The 17,381-nt window shown below is 64.1% G+C and carries 14 protein-coding genes and 1 pseudogene; 5 read left to right on the plus strand and 10 right to left on the minus strand.

Annotation, left to right across the window (positions count from 1 at the left end):
- Position 1: 1 nt before the first annotated feature.
- The 5 genes from iscU to uvrB form a co-directional block, all read right to left on the minus strand.
- Positions 2-406: a Fe-S cluster assembly scaffold IscU gene (iscU, locus tag ACN6PJ_RS17355; RefSeq protein WP_043547642.1), complete on the minus strand. Its 405-nt coding sequence runs from the start codon at positions 404-406 to the stop codon at positions 2-4.
- A gap of 33 nt (positions 407-439) precedes the next feature.
- Positions 440-1,651, minus strand: coding sequence for an IscS subfamily cysteine desulfurase (locus ACN6PJ_RS17360; RefSeq protein WP_427997085.1), 1,212 nt, complete (start codon positions 1,649-1,651; stop codon positions 440-442).
- A gap of 21 nt (positions 1,652-1,672) precedes the next feature.
- Entirely contained in the window at positions 1,673-2,212 is a 540-nt protein-coding gene (iscR, locus tag ACN6PJ_RS17365) for a Fe-S cluster assembly transcriptional regulator IscR (RefSeq protein WP_043547640.1), read from the minus strand.
- A gap of 193 nt (positions 2,213-2,405) precedes the next feature.
- Positions 2,406-2,897 carry a low molecular weight protein-tyrosine-phosphatase gene (locus tag ACN6PJ_RS17370; protein ID WP_042794076.1) on the minus strand — a complete coding sequence of 164 codons (492 nt, stop codon included), beginning with the start codon at positions 2,895-2,897 and terminating at the stop codon, positions 2,406-2,408.
- Positions 2,898-3,145: 248 nt separating this feature from the next.
- Positions 3,146-5,269 (minus strand): excinuclease ABC subunit UvrB, encoded by a 2,124-nt coding sequence (uvrB, locus tag ACN6PJ_RS17375; RefSeq protein ID WP_427997086.1) that lies wholly within the window; start codon positions 5,267-5,269, stop codon positions 3,146-3,148.
- Positions 5,270-5,344: 75 nt separating this feature from the next.
- On the opposite strand from uvrB, the gene ACN6PJ_RS17380 reads away from it, so the two are divergent.
- The gene (locus ACN6PJ_RS17380; protein ID WP_427997087.1) at positions 5,345-6,544 is read left to right on the plus strand and encodes an amino acid aminotransferase; all 1,200 of its coding nucleotides are present in this window, start codon (positions 5,345-5,347) and stop codon (positions 6,542-6,544) included.
- An 84-nt stretch (positions 6,545-6,628) separates the two neighbouring features.
- On the opposite strand, the gene ACN6PJ_RS17385 is transcribed toward ACN6PJ_RS17380, so the two are convergent.
- On the minus strand, positions 6,629-7,375 hold the full coding sequence (locus tag ACN6PJ_RS17385) for an IclR family transcriptional regulator (protein WP_427997088.1): 747 nt from the start codon (positions 7,373-7,375) through the stop codon (positions 6,629-6,631).
- Between the two features lie 138 nt (positions 7,376-7,513).
- Between ACN6PJ_RS17385 and ACN6PJ_RS17390 the strand changes: the two genes are divergently transcribed.
- The 4 genes from ACN6PJ_RS17390 to lexA all read left to right on the plus strand — a co-directional run bounded on the left by ACN6PJ_RS17390 (position 7,514) and on the right by lexA (position 12,040).
- Complete coding sequence (locus ACN6PJ_RS17390; protein WP_427997089.1) at positions 7,514-8,761, plus strand: thiolase family protein; 1,248 nt, start codon at positions 7,514-7,516, stop codon at positions 8,759-8,761.
- A 1-nt stretch (position 8,762) separates the two neighbouring features.
- Positions 8,763-10,292, plus strand: a complete 1,530-nt coding sequence (locus ACN6PJ_RS17395) for a class I adenylate-forming enzyme family protein (RefSeq protein WP_427997090.1) — start codon at positions 8,763-8,765, stop codon at positions 10,290-10,292.
- The gene (locus ACN6PJ_RS17400; RefSeq protein WP_427997091.1) at positions 10,289-11,254 is read left to right on the plus strand and encodes a Bug family tripartite tricarboxylate transporter substrate binding protein; all 966 of its coding nucleotides are present in this window, start codon (positions 10,289-10,291) and stop codon (positions 11,252-11,254) included. The genes ACN6PJ_RS17395 and ACN6PJ_RS17400 overlap by 4 nt, the downstream gene beginning before the upstream one ends.
- A gap of 135 nt (positions 11,255-11,389) precedes the next feature.
- Positions 11,390-12,040: a transcriptional repressor LexA gene (lexA, locus tag ACN6PJ_RS17405; RefSeq protein ID WP_427997092.1), complete on the plus strand. Its 651-nt coding sequence runs from the start codon at positions 11,390-11,392 to the stop codon at positions 12,038-12,040.
- 105 nt (positions 12,041-12,145) lie between these two features.
- On the opposite strand, the gene lon is transcribed toward lexA, so the two are convergent.
- The 4 genes and pseudogenes from lon to ACN6PJ_RS17425 form a co-directional block, all read right to left on the minus strand.
- On the minus strand, positions 12,146-14,596 hold the full coding sequence (lon, locus tag ACN6PJ_RS17410) for an endopeptidase La (protein ID WP_427997093.1): 2,451 nt from the start codon (positions 14,594-14,596) through the stop codon (positions 12,146-12,148).
- A 258-nt stretch (positions 14,597-14,854) separates the two neighbouring features.
- Positions 14,855-16,153: an ATP-dependent Clp protease ATP-binding subunit ClpX gene (clpX, locus tag ACN6PJ_RS17415; protein WP_043547630.1), complete on the minus strand. Its 1,299-nt coding sequence runs from the start codon at positions 16,151-16,153 to the stop codon at positions 14,855-14,857.
- 102 nt (positions 16,154-16,255) lie between these two features.
- Positions 16,256-16,909: an ATP-dependent Clp endopeptidase proteolytic subunit ClpP gene (gene clpP, locus ACN6PJ_RS17420; RefSeq protein WP_427997094.1), complete on the minus strand. Its 654-nt coding sequence runs from the start codon at positions 16,907-16,909 to the stop codon at positions 16,256-16,258.
- A 4-nt stretch (positions 16,910-16,913) separates the two neighbouring features.
- Positions 16,914-17,381: pseudogene (locus ACN6PJ_RS17425) on the minus strand (trigger factor); the annotation flags it as partial.

A 17,381-nucleotide genomic window follows, 5' to 3' on the forward strand; every position in this document is an offset into this window, starting at 1 on the left:
TTCAGCTCGCCACGGCTTCGGCCGGAACCGAATGCTTTTCTTTGTAGTTCTGCACCGCGGCCTTGATCGCGTCTTCGGCCAGGATGGAGCAGTGCACCTTCACGGGCGGCAGCGCCAGTTCCTCGGCGATCTGGGTGTTGCGGATATTCATGGCTTCGTCGAGCGTCTTGCCCTTGACCCATTCCGTCACCAGCGAGCTGGACGCGATGGCCGAACCGCAGCCGTAGGTCTTGAAGCGCGCGTCTTCGATCACGCCGGCTTCATTCACCTTGATCTGCAGCTTCATGACGTCGCCACAGGCGGGCGCGCCGACCATGCCGGTGCCCACCGATTCGTCCGACTTGTCGAACGAGCCGACGTTGCGCGGGTTTTCGTAGTGATCCAGAACTTTGGTGCTGTAAGACATGCTATTTCTCCACGGATTTCTTGGCGCGGGCGCTCAGTGCGCGGCCCACTGCACGGTGTTCAAGTCGATGCCTTCCTTGGCCATTTCCCACAGCGGCGACATGTCGCGCAGCTTGCCGACGCGGCTCTTGATGAGCTCGACGGCGAAATCGACTTCCTGCTCGGTCGTAAAGCGGCCCAGCGTGAAGCGGATCGAGCTGTGCGCCAGCTCGTCGTTGCGGCCCAGGGCGCGCAGGACGTAGGACGGCTCCAGGCTGGCCGAGGTGCAGGCCGAGCCGCTGGACACGGCCAGTTCCTTGATCGCCATGATCAGGGACTCGCCTTCGACATAGTTGAAGCTGACGTTCAGGTTGTGCGGGACGCGCTGGTCCATGTCGCCGTTCAGGTAGACCTCTTCGATCTGCGACAGGCCGGCCCACAGGCGGTCGCGCAACATGCGGATGCGCTCGTTCTCGGTGCCCATTTCCTCGCGGGCCAGACGGAAAGCCTCGCCCATGCCGACGATCTGGTGCGTCGCTAGCGTGCCCGAACGGAAACCGCGCTCATGGCCGCCGCCATGCATCTGTGCTTCGATGCGGATGCGCGGCTTGCGGCGCACGTACAGGGCGCCGATGCCCTTGGGGCCGTAGGTCTTGTGGGCCGAGAACGACATCAGGTCGACCTTGAGCTTCTGCAGGTCGATTTCCACCTTGCCGGTCGCCTGCGCGGCGTCCACGTGGAACACGATGCCCTTTTCGCGGCAGATTTCGCCCAGCGTTTCGATGTCCTGGATGACGCCGATTTCGTTGTTCACCATCATCACCGACACCAGCACGGTGTCGGGGCGCAGCGCGGCCTTGAAGGTGTCCAGATCGATCAGGCCGTTTTCCTTCACGTCCAGGTAAGTCACTTCGAAGCCCTGGCGCTCGAGCTCGCGACAGGTATCCAGCACGGCCTTGTGCTCGGTCTTGACGGTGATGATGTGCTTGCCGCGTTCCGCATAGAAGTTGGCGGCGCCCTTGATGGCCAGGTTGTCGGATTCCGTGGCGCCGGAGGTCCAGACGATTTCGCGCGGGTCGGCGTTCACCAGCTTGGCGACTTCCTCGCGGGCGCGCTCGACGGCCTCTTCCGACTCCCAGCCGAAAGCATGGCTGCGGGAGGCCGGGTTGCCGAAGTTATCGTACAGCCAGGGCACCATCTTCTCCACCACGCGGGGATCGACGGGCGTCGTGGCGGAATAGTCCAGATAGATTGGGCGAGTGGTCATTTCTACAACTCCTGATACTTCTTATACGGTGGCATTGGCTGCGACGGTCGCGGTCGGGGCGTTGGCGGCATTGGCGCCCCCCACCCGGCTCACGTGCACCGCGCAGGCCTGCGCTTGATTGTTGGCTTCCTGCAGCTGGCGCACTCGCTGCTGATCGACCAGATCTTGCAGGGACACCGAATCCAGGTAATCGACCATCTTGCGATTCAGCGTGGCCCAGAGCTCATGCGTCATGCACTTGCCGGGCTTGCCGTCGTTGCCGCTCGTACAGTCGCGCTTTCCGCCGCAGCTGGTGGCGTCCAGGGGCTCGTCGACGGCGAAGATGATGTCGGCGACGGTCACGTTGCGCGCCAGGCGGGCGAGCGAATAGCCGCCGCCCGGGCCGCGCACGCTATCCACGAGTTCGTGGCGACGCAGTTTCCCGAACAGCTGTTCCAGGTAGGACAACGAGATGTTCTGACGCTGACTGATGGCCGCAAGAGTGACCGGGCCGCTATGCTGCCGCATAGCCAGATCGATCATGGCAGTCACGGCGAAACGCCCTTTGGTAGTTAGCCGCATGGTAGGTTCCCTGTGATTCGGCAATGACCGCCAGCGAATCCAGCGGCCAATACCCGAGTAATTGGCTCAAGTATAGCCTATTCCCGACTAATTTGGTATGGCTCCCGGCTAGAAAAAACCGCGCATCCGCGCGGTTTTCTACTGCCAAGCCCCCTCGGGAACCGCACGCCGACGGCCCCACCGCAGCGGCGGATCAGGCCGCCTGGTACTGGGTGGCGCGCTTGCGCACCAGCTCGAGCACGCCCTGACAGGCGTCTTCGAGGTAGTCGAGCACCTTGCCGAAACCATCCGCGCCGCCATAGTAGGGATCGGGCACGGTGGCCTCCTCGAACTCGTTGGCGAAGCGCATCAGCAGCATCAGCTTATGCTGGTAGGCCTTGGGGCACTGCTGCTGCATGGCGGACAGATTGTCCCAATCCATGGCGAGGATCAGGTCGAAATCGCGGAAATCCTCCGCGGTGACCTGACGCGCTTCGCAGTGCGTGATCTCGTAGCCGCGCTTGCGCGCTGCGGCCTGCGCCCGGGCATCAGGCGCCTCGCCGATGTGAAACGCGTGCGTGCCCGCGGAGTCGATGCGAACCACATCGCTCAAACCCGCGTCGTTCACCAAATGGCGAAACACGCCCTCTGCGCTCGGCGAGCGACAGATATTGCCCATGCAAACGAAAAGTACCTTGGTCATCATGGGAGTAAGTGTGCGGGAAAACCCGAGATAAGGCAAGCTTTTTTTGCGCCTGCGCAATTGAATTCGCGCAAATACGTCCCCTTGAATTATCGATTTAATTCAATGGTTTACATGAAAATTTGAATGTGATGCTGGAAGTTCAGGCAGCAATAATCGCCCGGATTGCGACAGCGCAATTGCAGCGCAGCAGATTTCCGGGCGATTCAGCAATATGTCAGCAAAAGACACACCAGGATACGTATTTGCCGCTAGACGGCGCCATCCAGCAATACGCGCTGCTTCAAGGCGGTCAAGGCATCCCGCGCCGCCGCGGCCTGCTCGAATTCCAGGTTGCGGGCGTGGTCCATCATCAGCTTCTCCAGGCGCTTGATTTCGCGCGCCATGGCCTTCTCATCCTTCATGAATTCGGCCGGCACCGCCGCCTCCAGCGCGTCATGCTGGGCGGGCGCGACGATGCCGTCGATCAATTCGCGCACCGCCTTCTGCACGCCGCGCGCCGTGATGCCGTGGTCGGTGTTGAACTGCAGCTGCTTGTTCCGGCGCCGGCTGGTCTCCTCGATCGCGCGCTGCATCGAATCGGTGATGCGGTCGGCATAGAGGATGGCATGGCCGTTCAGGTTGCGCGCCGCGCGCCCGATGGTCTGGATCAGACTGCGTTCCGAACGCAGGAAGCCCTCCTTGTCGGCGTCCAGGATGGCGACGAGGGAGACTTCGGGAATATCCAGGCCCTCGCGCAGCAGGTTGATCCCCACCAGCACGTCGAACGTGCCCAGGCGCAGATCCCGGATGATCTCGACGCGCTCCACCGTGTCGATGTCGGAGTGCAGGTAGCGCACCCGCACGCCATGCTCGCTCAGGAAGTCCGTCAGGTCCTCGGCCATGCGCTTGGTCAGGGTGGTGACCAGCACGCGCTCGCCTTGCCCGACGCGCTCCTTGATCCGCCCGAGCAGATCGTCGACCTGCGTGCGGGCAGGCAGCACTTCGACCAGCGGGTCGACCAGGCCGGTGGGCCGCACGACCTGCTCGACGACATTGTCGGCGTGCGCGTTCTCGTACGCGGCCGGGGTGGCCGACACGAACACGCACTGGCGCATCCGGGCCTCGAACTCCTCCAGCCGCAGCGGCCGGTTGTCCAGCGCCGAAGGCAGCCGGAACCCGTATTGCACCAGCGTTTCCTTGCGCGAGCGGTCGCCCCGGTACATCCCGCCCAGCTGGCCGATGGTGACATGGCTTTCGTCGATGAACATGAGCGCATCGGCCGGCAGGTAGTCGATCAGCGTGGGCGGCGGCTCGCCCGGGGCCGCGCCCGACAGGTGCCGGGAATAGTTTTCGATGCCTTTGCAGAAGCCCAGCTCCTGCAGCATTTCCAGGTCGAAGCGGGTGCGCTGCTCCAGCCGCTGGGCTTCGACGAGGTGGCCATCGTCCGTGAAGCGCTTGACGCGCTCGCGCAGCTCTTCCTTGATGGTTTCGATGGCGCGCAGCACCGTATCCCGCGGCGTCACGTAGTGGGAGCCCGGATACACGGTGAAGCGCGGCAGCTTCTGGCGGATGCGGCCGGTCAGGGGATCGAATAGCTCCAGGCTTTCGACCTCATCGTCGAACAGGGTCAGCCGCAACGCCAGTTCCGGGCTTTCGGCAGGGAAGATGTCGATTGTCTCGCCCCGCACCCGGAATGTCCCGCGGGTGAAATCGGCGTCGTTGCGGGTGTACTGCATGGCGACCAGGCGGGCCAGGATCTCGCGGCGCGATATCTGGTCCCCGGCGCGCAGGATCAGCACCATCGCGTGGTAATCGCCGGGGTTGCCTATACCGTAGATGCACGAAACCGTGCCCACGATGATCGTGTCCCGGCGCTCCAGCAGGCTCTTGGTGGCCGACAGGCGCATCTGCTCGATATGCTCGTTGATGGACGAGTCCTTCTCGATGAACAGGTCGCGCGTCGGCACGTAGGCCTCGGGCTGGTAGTAGTCGTAGTATGAAACAAAGTACTCGACCGCGTTCTTCGGGAAGAACTCCCGCATCTCGGCGTAGAGCTGCGCGGCCAGCGTTTTATTGGGGGCCAGCACCAGCGCGGGGCGCCCCAGCCGGGCGATCACGTTGGCCATGGTGTAGGTCTTGCCCGACCCGGTGACGCCCAGGAGCGTCTGGAACATCAGGCCGTCCTGCATCCCCTGGACCAGGCCGTCGATGGCGGCGGGCTGGTCGCCCGCCGGCGGATAGGGCTGGTAGAGATGGAACGGGCTGCCGGGGAAGTCGACAAAGCCGGCTCCCGCCGGGGCGCCCGCCGATGCCGCGGGCGCGCCGTTGCCCCCGGGCGCGGGATCTTCCGCAATCGGGTCTATTGCGCCCGGGTCTGTTGCGCGTTTAGACATGCTAGACTGTTCCAGGGTAAACCCCCCATTATCCACAGCACTCCGTACTGCGTCCACCCACCTCACCAGACTCCCATGAGCACCCTTTTCGATTCCGTCGAACTCGCGCCGCGCGACCCCATTCTTGGCCTGAACGAACAATACAACGCCGATACGCGTCCCGGTAAAGTCAATCTGGGCGTGGGCGTGTACTACGACGATCAGGGCCGGATCCCCCTCCTGGGCGCGGTCCGCAAGGCTGAAACCGCCCGTATCGAGGCCGCCGCCGCGCGCGGCTACCTGCCGATCGAAGGCATCGCCGGCTACAACGCGGGCGCGCAGGCCCTGTTGCTGGGCAAGGATTCCGCGCTGGCGGCCGCCGGCCGCGTGCTGACCACCCAGGCCCTGGGCGGCACGGGCGCGCTGAAGATCGGCGCCGACTTCCTGCGCCAGCTGCTCCCCTCCTCCAAGGTCCTGATCAGCAACCCCAGCTGGGAAAACCACCGCGCGCTGTTCGAGCGCGCCGGGTTCGAGGTCGGCACCTACGCATACTACGACGCCGCCACCCGCGGCCTGAACTTCGACGCCATGCTGGCGGACCTCAAGGCCGCCCCGGCCAAGACCGTGGTCGTGCTGCACGCCTGCTGCCACAACCCCACGGGCGTGGATCCCACCATGGACCAGTGGAAGCAGATCGCCGCCGTGGTCAAGGAAAACAACCTGGTGCCGTTCCTGGACATCGCCTACCAAGGCTTCGGCGACGGCCTGACGGAGGACGCCGCGGTCGTGCGCATGTTCGCCGACCTGGACCTGACCATGTTCATCAGTTCCTCGTTCTCGAAGTCGTTCTCCCTGTACGGCGAGCGCGTCGGCGCGCTGACCGTCGTGGCCGGCAGCAAGGACGAAGCCACCCGCGTGCTGAGCCAGTTGAAGCGCGTGATCCGCACCAACTACTCCAACCCGCCCACTCACGGCGGCACGGTGGTGTCGACGGTCCTGAATTCGCCCGAACTCTTCGCGATGTGGGAAGAGGAACTGGCCGGCATGCGCGACCGTATCCGCCTGATGCGCAAGCAGTTGGTCGAAAAGATCCAGGAACACGGCGGCAAGCAGGACTTCAGCTTCGTGCTGCGCCAGCGCGGCATGTTCTCGTACTCGGGCCTGACCTCGGCGCAGGTCGACCGCCTGCGCGAGGAACACGGCGTCTACGCAGTGTCCAGCGGCCGCATCTGCGTTGCCGCGCTGAACAGCGGCAACATCGACAAGGTGGCCGCGAGCATCGCCGCCGTGCTGTAAACGACGACCGCACACGGGCCCTCGCGGGCCCGCCGCCAGGAACGGGACCTTCGGGTCCCGTTTTCATTTGCGTCCGCGGCGGTCTTACTTGTCCAGGAACCGGTTCATCTCTTCGCGGATTATCCGGGCCACGGCTTCCTGACGCTTTTGCGTCATGCGATTGTCCAGCGCCGCGACGCTGACCCCGCCCAGCACATCGCCTTCCTTATTCTTCAGCGTCACGCCCACGCCGGTCACTTTGCTGACTGCGTGGCTGCCTATCACGGCGTAGCCGCGCTTGCGCGCGCGAGCAATGCGCATGCGCAGCTGATCCAGCGTAAGCGACTTGTACTTCAGAAAGCGAGCCTTGTTTGCCTTGAGGTAATGCTCCGTGAGGTCGTCATCGAAGCTCGCCAGCATGGCCAGGCCGCCCGCGCCTACGCCGATGGGCTGGCGGTTGCCGACCGGGATGGCCAGCGCCTGGATGGGATAGGCGCCCACTTCCCGCCCGATGCAGAGGGTATCCAGGTCCTGCAGGATCACCAGGAAGCTGGCGTCTTCGGTGCGGTCGGAGATGCGGCGCAGCAAGGGCCCGTAGCGGAGGGACAGCGACGATTGCGCAGCCAGCGACTCCCCGAGTTTCCGGCAATAGTCCCCAAGGTAGTACTTCTTGCTGCGCGCGTTGCGGGCCACCAGCCCCTGCGCCAGCAACTCGCGCAGCAGCCGCAGCGCCGTCGGCTTTTCCAGCCCCTGCTCCCGGCATACGTCCGTGAGCCGCAGACCCTCTTCGTGATGGCGCTGCACAGTCTTGAGCACGCGCAGCGCCTTCTGGATGCTGGAGGATTGCGTCATATCGTCCGGGCCCATACGAGGCAGAAAAGTTTCATATGTCGAAACTTTATCCTCTTTTTCACGGGTAAGCAGGGGTTAATGCGAACCGGCCCTCCACGCAGAATAGAGCCACTCATCGACCAGTTGCCCCTACCCGCCATGAACGTCTACATCACCGGCATCGCCCATACCCCGCTTGGCCGCCATCCCGACCTTTCCGTCAAGCAATTGACCGAACAAGCGGTCAACAATGCCCTGGCCGACAGCGGCCATGGCCTGGAAGACATGCAGGCGGCATGGTTCTCCAACGTGCGCCAGGGCCAGATGGAAAAACAGAATTCGATCCGCGGCCAATGCGCGCTGAACGCGATGGGGGTAAGCGGCATCCCCGTCTTCAATATCGAGAACGCCTGCGCCAGCAGCAGTTCCGGCTTGTTCAATGCCTGCATGGCGATCGAATCGGGCATGTTCGACACGGTGCTGGTGGTCGGCGCGGAGAAGATGTTCTATCCGGAAAAGAAGACGGAAATGATGAACGCGTTCTTCGGCGGCACCGACATACACCTGTTGCGCCAGACCTGGGACTTTTTCTGCCGGCAGGAGACCGACCCCGCCATCCGCGAGCGGCTGAACTCTCCCGGCGCCTGGAATACGCAGAGCTTCTTCATGGACATCTATGCGGCCATGGCGCGCCAGCACATGCGCACCTATGGAACCACGCAGCGGCAGATCGCCTGCGCGGCCGCCAAGAACCACGCGCACTCGACCATGAACCCGCTGGCCCAGTACCAGAACGATATGTCCATCGACGAAGTGCTTGCCACTCCCGAGATCGCCTGGCCATTGACGCGCGCCATGTGCGCGCCCATTTCCGACGGCGCGTCGGCCGTGGTGCTGTCCAGCGGCCGCGTCCTGTCCGAAGCGCGCCGGCAGCGGGCCGTCAGGGTCGCGGGCATCGGCGCGGCCAGCACGGTGATCCGCGACATCGCCGACATGGACCGGCACTGCGTGCACCTGGCCGCCCGGCGCGCCTATGCCATGGCCGGGATCACGCCGCAGGATATCGACGTAGCCGAAGTGCACGATGCATCCAGCTTCGCGGAACTGCTGCAGATCGAGAACCTGGGCCTTTGCCCCCGCGGCCAGGGCGGCCCCTATACCGAAAGCGGAGCGACCTCCCTGGGCGGAGCCACCCCGGTCAATGTATCGGGCGGCCTGGTGTCCAAGGGGCACCCGATAGCCGCAACGGGCTTGGTGCAGATCCATGAACTCGTTACGCAGTTGCGCCATGAAGCCGGAGCGCGCCAGGTCCGCGGCGCCCGTACCGCGGTGGCCGAAAACGGCGGCGGCTTCCTGCATTACGAAGATGCCGCGGCCGTGGTCACGGTGCTCAGCAACAGGCTCTAGCATGCAGCCCATCGACTTCTTCCTGCACGCCGCGATGCGGTACCCGGACCGCGTCGCGGCGATCGATGCGGCTACCGGCCGCGCCCACACTTACGAAGCGCTGCGCGGCCAGGCGCTGGCGCTGGCCGCGGCGCTGCAACGCCTGTCGGGCAAGCCTCGTCCGGTGATCGCCACGCTGGCCGGCAATTCGCATGCAATGCTGCTGGGCATATTGGCCACCTACGCCTGCGGCGGCGTGCTGGTGCCGCTGACGCCGACCGTGGTCGAACAGGATATCGCCCGCCAGCTGGCGACGGCCGCGCCCGATATCGTGTTGCACGACGCGGCATACGAGGCGCTGCTGGCCTCCTACCATGGCCTGCGCATCTGCAACGACGAGCGCCGCGACCTCCACACCGACGCGCTGCTGCGTGAACATGCGGGCCAGTCGCCCGCGCGCTCCAATCCGGACCCGGGCGAGACAGCCGCCCTCAAGTTCACGGGCGGATCGTCCGGCGTTCCCAAGGCGGTATTGCAGTCGCTGCGCTGTATCAACACCATGGTGGCGTCGCTGGCCATGGCGTATGGCTTCCACAGCAAGGAACGCTTCCTGCTGGCGCCGCCGATGACGCATGGCGCGGGCACGTTCGTGCTGCCGGTATTGCATGCCGGCGGCTGCCTGGTGATCGCCGGCAAAGCCACGGCCGAGCAACTGCATGCCCTGCTCGACACCCATGAGGTGACGTCCACCTGGGTGCCTCCCACGCTGCTCCAGCGGCTGGTGCAGGCACAGCGCGCCGCAGCGCGCCCTCTGCCCGCGCTGCGCAACCTGCTGTATGGCGGAGCGCCCTGCCCCGCCCCCCTGCTGTCACAGGCAATTGCGGCGTTCGGCCCCGTGCTGGGCGTTACCTACGGCCTGACGGAAGCCCCGGTCATCATCGCGGGCATGGACGGCGCCACAGGCTCCCAACCGGAAAACCAGGGCAGCGCGGGCCGCGTGGGCCCCATGACGCGGGTCGCGGTCGTCGGCGAAGACGGCTGCCCGACCGCCAGCCCGAACACGCTGGGCGAGATCGTCGCCAGCGGCGACTTGCTGATGTCGGGCTACCTGAACATGCCCGAACAGACCGCGGCCGTCCTGAAAGATGGCTGGTTCCACACGGGAGACATCGGCTTCATCGACGAACGCGGGTTCCTGTTCATCAAGGGCCGTTCCAAAGACGTCATTATCAGCGGCGGCTTCAATGTCTATCCCTCCGACGTCGAGAACGCCTATGCGCAGCACCCGGACATCGCCGAATGCGTGGTGTTCGGCGTCGCCGACGACTACTGGGGCGAACGCGTCGAAATGGCGGTCGTTCCAGTTCGGCCGGGGTCGGTCAGCGTCCAGGCGCTGATCGATTACGGCAAGCAGCAACTGGGGTCCGTGCGGACACCCAAGAGCATCCACATCGTGCAGTCTTTTCCAAAAAACACATTAGGCAAACTCGACAAGCGGCGAATCATCGGCGACTTGCGCGACGCGAGCCAGCAGGAGGAACATCGATCATGAAATTCAAGACCTGGATCGCCGCCATGGCCGGCGCGCTGGCCATCACGCTGGGCGGCTCCGCCGCCGCGGCCTTTCCGGATCAGCCCGTCCGCTTCGTGGTCGGGTTTCCGCCGGGCGGTTCGACGGATATCGTCGCGCGGGTGTTGGCCGAGGGCCTGTCGCGCGAATTGGGCCAGGCCGTGGTCGTCGAGAACAAGGCGGGCGCCGGCGGCACCATCGGCGCCTCTACGGTCGCGCACGCCAAGCCGGACGGCTACACCATCTTCCTGGGTACCGTCGCCACCAATGTGATCAACCCCTTGCTGCGCAAGGAACTGAATTTCGATCCCATCAAGGATTTCACCATGATCGGCGAGGTCGGCTTCTACACCAATCTGGTGCTGGTCAACGCCGGTTCGAAATACCAGGACCTGGGCGCGCTGATCGCCGACGCCAAGCAGCGGCAGCTGTCCTACTCCAGCCCCGGAGCCGGCACATCGCCGCACATGACCGGCGAATACTTCAAGATCCTGGCCGGCTCGAACATGCAGCACATTCCATTCTCGGGCAGCGGCCCGGCATTGACCGCGCTGATGGGCGGCCACGTCGACCTCGGGTTCGACAATCTGCCGGCCGCCCTGAGCCTGGTGCAGTCCGGCAAGGTGCGGGCGCTGGCCATCACCAGCACCACGCGCATCAAGGAACTGCCCGACGTGCCCACCGCCGAGGAACTGGGCGTGAAGAACATGAGCGTGGACGCCTGGGTCAGCGTAATGGGCCCGGCCGGCATTCCCGCCGACCGGCTATCCGTGCTGAGTTCCGCCTTGCGGAAAACGCTTGCCGAACCCGACATCATCCGCAAGCTCGAAGACAAAGCCATCACGATCAAAGCCACCCGCCCGGAGGAATTGCAGGACTACATCGAATCCGAGACCCGCAAGTGGCGCGGCGTCATCGAGACGGCCGGCATCAAGCCGGAATAACGCGGCGCATCGGCCCGGCCGGCCCGCCTTCGCGTTGACGCTGAGGCGGCCCGCCCCCGAAGCTTGCTTTTTTGCGCTGCGTCCCCCAGAATGGCGCTGTATATATGTACAGTCCGCTAGCACCGGATCATCGCCATGGCCAGCAAACTCACCGATCGCCAACAACAAATCCTGGATCTCATCAGGCAGACCGTCGCGCGCACCGGCTTTCCGCCCACGCGCGCCGAGATCGCGCAGGCCCTGGGTTTCCGGTCCCCCAACGCGGCGGAAGATCATCTCAAGGCCCTGGCCCGCAAGGGCGCCATCGAACTCACGGCGGGCGCATCCCGCGGCATCCGCCTGAAGGACTCGGGGGCCGCGCCAACGCAGGCATCGCTGCCCCTGCCCGCCCTCGCGCAACTGCTGCTGCCGCTGGTGGGCCGCGTGGCCGCGGGCAGCCCCATCCTGGCGGCTGAACACGTCGAACGCGAAGTCGGCGTGGATCCCAATCTGTTCGCGCAAGCGCCCGACTACCTGCTGAAGGTCCGCGGCATGAGCATGCGCGACGCCGGCATCCTGGAAGGCGACCTGCTCGCCGTGAAAAAGGCCTCCGAGGCCCGCAATGGCCAGATCGTGGTCGCCCGCCTGGGCGACGACGTCACCGTCAAGCGCCTGCAGCGCCAGAACGGCCACATCGAACTCCTTCCCGAGAACCCGGATTTCCAGACCATCGTGGTTGGAGCCGACCAGGATTTCGCCCTGGAAGGCATCGCGGTGGGCCTGATCCGCACGCACGCGCTGCACTGAAGCCGAAAGAGAAAGCGTCGGCCTCAAAAAAACCCGCCGGTCTGGCGGGTTTTTTCATGCCGTCGCTACCGGGCGCTCCTGTCAAGAGGCGCCCGGCAAATCCGGTCAGTGCTTGAGCACCGGGTCGGTCGAACCGGGTTCGGCCGGCTTGGCGACCAGCGGCTCCTTCACGGCCTCTTCCTCGGCCAAGGGCTCGGGCAGGCGCTCCAGGGCCAGCTCCAGCACCTTGTCGATCCAGCGCACCGGCACGATCTCGAGATGGTTCTTGACGTTATCCGGGATCTCCGCCAGGTCCTTGACGTTTTCTTCCGGGATCAAGACCGTCTTGATGCCGCCACGATGGGCCGCCAGCAGCTTTTCCTTCAGGCCGCCGATGGGCAACACTTCGCCGCGCAGCGTGATCTCGCCGGTCATGGCAACGTCGGCGCGCACCGGGATGCGCGACAAGGCCGACACCATGGCCGTGGTGATCGCGATACCCGCGGACGGACCGTCCTTGGGAGTCGCGCCTTCCGGCACGTGCACGTGCATGTCGTGCTTCTCGAAGACGCTGTCGGCAAAGCCCAGGCGGCGTGCGCGCGAGCGCACCACCGTGCGGGCCGCCTCGACGGACTCCTTCATCACGTCGCCCAGCGAACCGGTGCGTTGGATGACGCCCTTGCCGGGCATGTCCGCGACTTCGATCGTCAACAGGTCGCCGCCGACTTCCGTCCACGCGAGCCCGGTCACCTGGCCGATCTGGTTTTCCTTCTCGGCCATGCCGAAGGCATAACGGCGCACGCCCAGGTAGTCGCTCAGGTTGTCGCCCGTCACGTTGACCGGCTTGGCCTCGGGCGTCTTGCCCTCCGCCTTGGCCCGGTCGCTCTGGGTAAGCAACTGCTTGATGACCTTGCGGCAGATCTTGCCCACTTCGCGCTCGAGCGCGCGCACGCCGGCTTCGCGGGTGTAGTAGCGCACGATGTCGCGCAGGGCGCTGTCGTCGACCGTCAGCTCGCTATCCTTCACGCCGTTGTTCTTCATCAGCTTGGGCAGCAGATGGTCGCGGGCGATATGGATCTTTTCTTCCTCGGTGTAGCCGGAAAGACGGATCACTTCCATCCGGTCCAGCAGGGCCGGCGGAATGTTCAGCGTGTTGCTGGTGGCCACGAACATGACGTCGGACAGGTCGAAGTCGACTTCGATGTAGTGGTCCTGGAACGTGTGGTTCTGTTCCGGATCCAGCACCTCGAGCAGCGCCGACGAGGGATCGCCGCGGAAATCCATGCCCAGCTTGTCGATTTCGTCGAGCAGGAACAGGGGATTGCGCACGCCGACCTTCGACATGTTCTGGACGATCTTGCCCGGCATGGAGCCGATGTACGTGCGGCGATGGCCGCGGATTTCGGCTTCGTCGCGCACGCCGCCCAGCGCCATGCGCACGAACTTGCGGTTCGTCGCCTTGGCGATGGACTGCCCCAGCGAGGTCTTGCCGACGCCCGGGGGGCCGACCAGGCAAAGAATGGGCGCCTTCACCTTGTCCACGCGTTGTTGCACGGCAAGGTATTCCAGGATCCGTTCCTTGACCTTCTCCAGGCCATAGTGATCGTTGTCCAGCACCGTTTCGGCGTTGCTGATGGAATTGTTGATCTTGCTCTTTCTCTTCCAGGGAAGATTGATGAGCGTATCGATGTAGTTGCGCACCACGGTGGCTTCGGCCGACATGGGCGACATGAGCTTGAGCTTCTTGAGCTCGGCATCGGCCTTCTTGCGCGCTTCCTTGGGCATGTGAGCGGCGATGATCTTCTTTTCGAGCTCTTCGATGTCCGCGCCCTCTTCGCCTTCGCCGAGCTCCTTCTGAATGGCCTTGACCTGCTCATTCAGGTAGTAGTCGCGCTGGCTCTTCTCCATCTGCTTCTTCACGCGGCCGCGAATCCGCTTCTCGACCTGGAGAATGTCGATCTCGGTTTCGAGTTGCGTGAGCAGGCCTTCGAGGCGTTCGGAGGTGCCGACGATCTCGAGCATCTTCTGCTTCTGCTCGAGCTTGAGGGGAAGATGCGCGGCGATCGTATCGGCCAGGCGCCCGGCATCGTCGATGCCGGCAAGCGAGGTCAGGATCTCCGGGGGGATCTTCTTGTTCAGTTTTACATACTGTTCGAACTGGGCGACGATCGCGCGGCGCAGGGCCTCGGTTTCGGAGCCTTGCATGGCGTCGGGTTCGATCGGCGTCACCTGGCAGGTGAAGTGCGAATCGGCGTCTTCGATGCTGTTGATGCGGGCGCGCTGGGTGCCCTCGACCAGCACCTTGACGGTGCCGTCAGGCAGCTTGAGCATCTGCAGAATGCCGGCAACGCAGCCGATCTCGTAGACGTCTTCGGGAGTGGGATCATCCTTGCCGGCGGATTTTTGGGCCACCAGCATGATGCTTTTGCCCGCTTCCATCGCAACCTCGAGCGCGCGGATCGAGCGCGGACGGCCGACGAACAGCGGGATGACCATGTGCGGAAACACCACGACGTCGCGCAGTGGAAGCAGGGGCAGGTCGATCGGGTCGGAAGGCAGGGTCTGGCTGGCAGACATAGGAGGTTCCTCGGTATGACTCGGCGTATCGGGGACAGGTGACCCGGGTATACCCGAGCCAGCCACGTCAGTTACGTCTGTTATGGGAACAATAGCCGAAAATTCAAGATCTCGGCGCCTCGATAGCCCTAGGGCTAAAAAAAACCCGGAGCAGCGCCTTCAGTATGCAAGGGTCGAGGCCGTGAGAAAAGCGTGTTTCCACCCAGGACGGGCCCTGAGGCAAAAAAACCCGTTACGGGAACGGGCTTTTTTGAAATATCAGGCTGCGGCGTCCCGGACTTCCCCCCGCTCGGGTTTGTCCGAAGCAGCGGCTTCGTCGGCGTAGATGAGCAAGGGCTTGCCTTCGCCTTCGATGGCGTTTTCGTCCAGCACCACGCGCTTGACGTTGCCCTGGGAAGGCAGGTCGTACATGGTGTCGAGCAAGGCCTGCTCGATGATGGAACGCAGGCCGCGGGCGCCGGTCTTGCGCCGCAGCGCCTTGCGGGCGATCGCCTTCAGCGCGGCGGGCCGCACGTCCAGCTCGGCGCCTTCCATGGCGAACAGCTTCTGGAACTGCTTGAGCAGGGCGTTCTTGGGCTCGGTCAGGATCTGCACCAGCGCCGCCTCGTCCAGCTCGTCCAGCGTGGCGACCACCGGCAGGCGGCCGACCAGCTCGGGGATAAGGCCGAACTTGATCAGGTCTTCCGGCTCGACTTCCGAGAACAGCTCGCCCACGCCCCGTTCGGACTTGGCGCGCACGGAAGCCGAGAAGCCGATGCCCGATTTCTCGGTGCGGTCGCGGATGACCTTTTCCAATCCGTCGAAGGCGCCGCCGACGATGAACAGGATGTTGGTCGTGTCCACCTGGACGAAGTCCTGGTTGGGGTGCTTGCGGCCGCCCTGCGGTGGCACCGAGGCCACCGTGCCTTCGATCAGCTTCAGCAAGGCCTGCTGCACGCCCTCGCCCGACACGTCGCGGGTGATGGACGGGTTGTCGGACTTGCGGGAGATCTTGTCGATTTCATCGATGTAGATGATGGCGCGCTGCGCCTTCTCCACCTCGTAGTTGCAGTTCTGCAGCAACTTCTGGATGATGTTCTCGACGTCTTCGCCCACGTAGCCGGCTTCGGTCAGCGTGGTGGCGTCGGCCATCACGAAGGGCACGTTCAGCATGCGCGCGAGCGTCTGCGCCAGGAGCGTCTTGCCCGACCCGGTGGGGCCGATCAGCATGATGTTGCTCTTGGAAAGCTCGACTTCGTCGCCCTTGATCTCGCCGTGGCGGATCCGCTTGTAATGGTTGTAAACAGCCACGGCCAGCATGCGCTTGGGCGAATTCTGCCCAATGACGTACTGGTCGAGGAAGGTCTTGATTTCGGCCGGAGTGGGCAGCTCGGAACGAATCGCCGCGCGCGCGGTGGCTTGCGCCTCCTCGCGGATGATGTCGTTGCACAGATCTATGCATTCATCGCAGATGAATACCGACGGACCCGCGATCAGCTTGCGGACTTCGTGCTGGCTTTTATTGCAAAACGAGCAATGCAGCACTTTTGCGTCTGCCGATCCCTTTTTTTCAGGCATATTTGTTTCGTATCTCAGGTAAAGATGCGCCAGGCCGGGAAATAGGCCTAGCGCATGCGCTTACTCAAACGTGGTGGCAGCGGGTTCGGATCAACCGGGAAGTCAGGCTTCCGTGCGGGAGGTCATCACCTTGTCCACCAGTCCATACGATACCGCATCTTCGGCCGACATGAAGTTGTCACGTTCCGTGTCTACTCCGATGCGCTCCATCGTCTGGCCGGTATTCGTGGCCAGGATGCGGTTCAGCCGCTCGCGCAGGTCCAGGATTTCGCGGGCCTGGATCTGGATGTCGGAGGCCTGCCCCTGGGCGCCGCCCGAGGGCTGGTGGATCATGATGCGCGAGTTGGGCAGCGTGAAACGCTTGCCCTTCTTGCCCGCCGCCAGCAGGAACGCCCCCATGCTGGCCGCCAGGCCGGTGCACAGGGTGGATACGTCCGGCTTGACGAACTGCATGGTGTCATAGATGGCCATTCCCGCGTAGACCGACCCGCCGGGCGAGTTGATGTACAGGGAAATGTCCTTGTCAGGATTCTCCGATTCCAGGAACAGCAACTGCGCCACGACCAAGTTGGCCGTTGCGTCATTGACCGGACCCACCAGGAAAATGAGCCGTTCGCGGAGCAGACGCGAATAGATGTCGTAGGCGCGCTCGCCGCGCCCCGACTGCTCGATCACCATGGGAATGTAGCCCAGGCCGGTGGGGGTCACCGACGACCCGCCATTCATTGCCGCATAGAAATCGGTGAATCTCTGCATAGTGTTACGCCATCCCCATCAACTGATCGAAAGGCACCTTTTCGTCGGTGACCTTGGCCTTTTCCAGAACGTGCGCGACGACGTTGTCTTCGAGCACGATCGCCTCGATTTCAGCACGACGCTGGCGGTCGGCCAGGTAATAGCTGACAACCTGGGCGGGTTGTTCGTAGTTTTCGGCGAACTCTTCGATGCGCGCGCGCACCTGCTCGGGCTTGGCCTGCAGCTGGGCTTGCTTGACCAGTTCCGAAACCAGCAGGCCCAGGCGGACGCGGCGTTCGGACTCGGTCGTGAAGGCTTCGGCCGGGATCGGCACGGACTCGGCGTTCGGGATGCCGCGCTGCTTGAGCTCCTCGCGGGCGGCGGCGACGCGGCCTTGCACGTCGTTGTCGACCAGCGCCTTCGGCACGTCGAACTTGCCGGCTTCGACCAGGGCGTCCATCACGCTGGACTTGGTGCGGCCTTGCGAGCGCAC

The sequence above is a fragment of the Achromobacter sp. genome, assembly GCF_050285585.1.
Taxonomy (GTDB): domain Bacteria; phylum Pseudomonadota; class Gammaproteobacteria; order Burkholderiales; family Burkholderiaceae_B; genus Achromobacter.

Bases quoted from the DNA above. Each gene is read 5' to 3' on its own strand.
- iscU (WP_043547642.1), bottom strand. From the start codon at position 406: ATGTCTTACAGCACCAAAGTTCTGGATCACTACGAAAACCCGCGCAAC.
- ACN6PJ_RS17400 (WP_427997091.1), top strand. From the start codon at position 10,289: ATGAAATTCAAGACCTGGATCGCCGCCATGGCCGGCGCGCTGGCCATC.
- ACN6PJ_RS17360 (WP_427997085.1), bottom strand. From the start codon at position 1,651: ATGACCACTCGCCCAATCTATCTGGACTATTCCGCCACGACGCCCGTC.
- lexA (WP_427997092.1), top strand. From the start codon at position 11,390: ATGGCCAGCAAACTCACCGATCGCCAACAACAAATCCTGGATCTCATC.
- iscR (WP_043547640.1), bottom strand. From the start codon at position 2,212: ATGCGGCTAACTACCAAAGGGCGTTTCGCCGTGACTGCCATGATCGAT.
- clpP (WP_427997094.1), bottom strand. From the start codon at position 16,909: ATGCAGAGATTCACCGATTTCTATGCGGCAATGAATGGCGGGTCGTCG.
- ACN6PJ_RS17390 (WP_427997089.1), top strand. From the start codon at position 7,514: ATGAACGTCTACATCACCGGCATCGCCCATACCCCGCTTGGCCGCCAT.
- ACN6PJ_RS17380 (WP_427997087.1), top strand. From the start codon at position 5,345: ATGAGCACCCTTTTCGATTCCGTCGAACTCGCGCCGCGCGACCCCATT.
- ACN6PJ_RS17370 (WP_042794076.1), bottom strand. From the start codon at position 2,897: ATGATGACCAAGGTACTTTTCGTTTGCATGGGCAATATCTGTCGCTCG.
- uvrB (WP_427997086.1), bottom strand. From the start codon at position 5,269: ATGTCTAAACGCGCAACAGACCCGGGCGCAATAGACCCGATTGCGGAA.
- clpX (WP_043547630.1), bottom strand. From the start codon at position 16,153: ATGCCTGAAAAAAAGGGATCGGCAGACGCAAAAGTGCTGCATTGCTCG.
- ACN6PJ_RS17385 (WP_427997088.1), bottom strand. From the start codon at position 7,375: ATGACGCAATCCTCCAGCATCCAGAAGGCGCTGCGCGTGCTCAAGACT.
- ACN6PJ_RS17395 (WP_427997090.1), top strand. From the start codon at position 8,763: ATGCAGCCCATCGACTTCTTCCTGCACGCCGCGATGCGGTACCCGGAC.
- lon (WP_427997093.1), bottom strand. From the start codon at position 14,596: ATGTCTGCCAGCCAGACCCTGCCTTCCGACCCGATCGACCTGCCCCTG.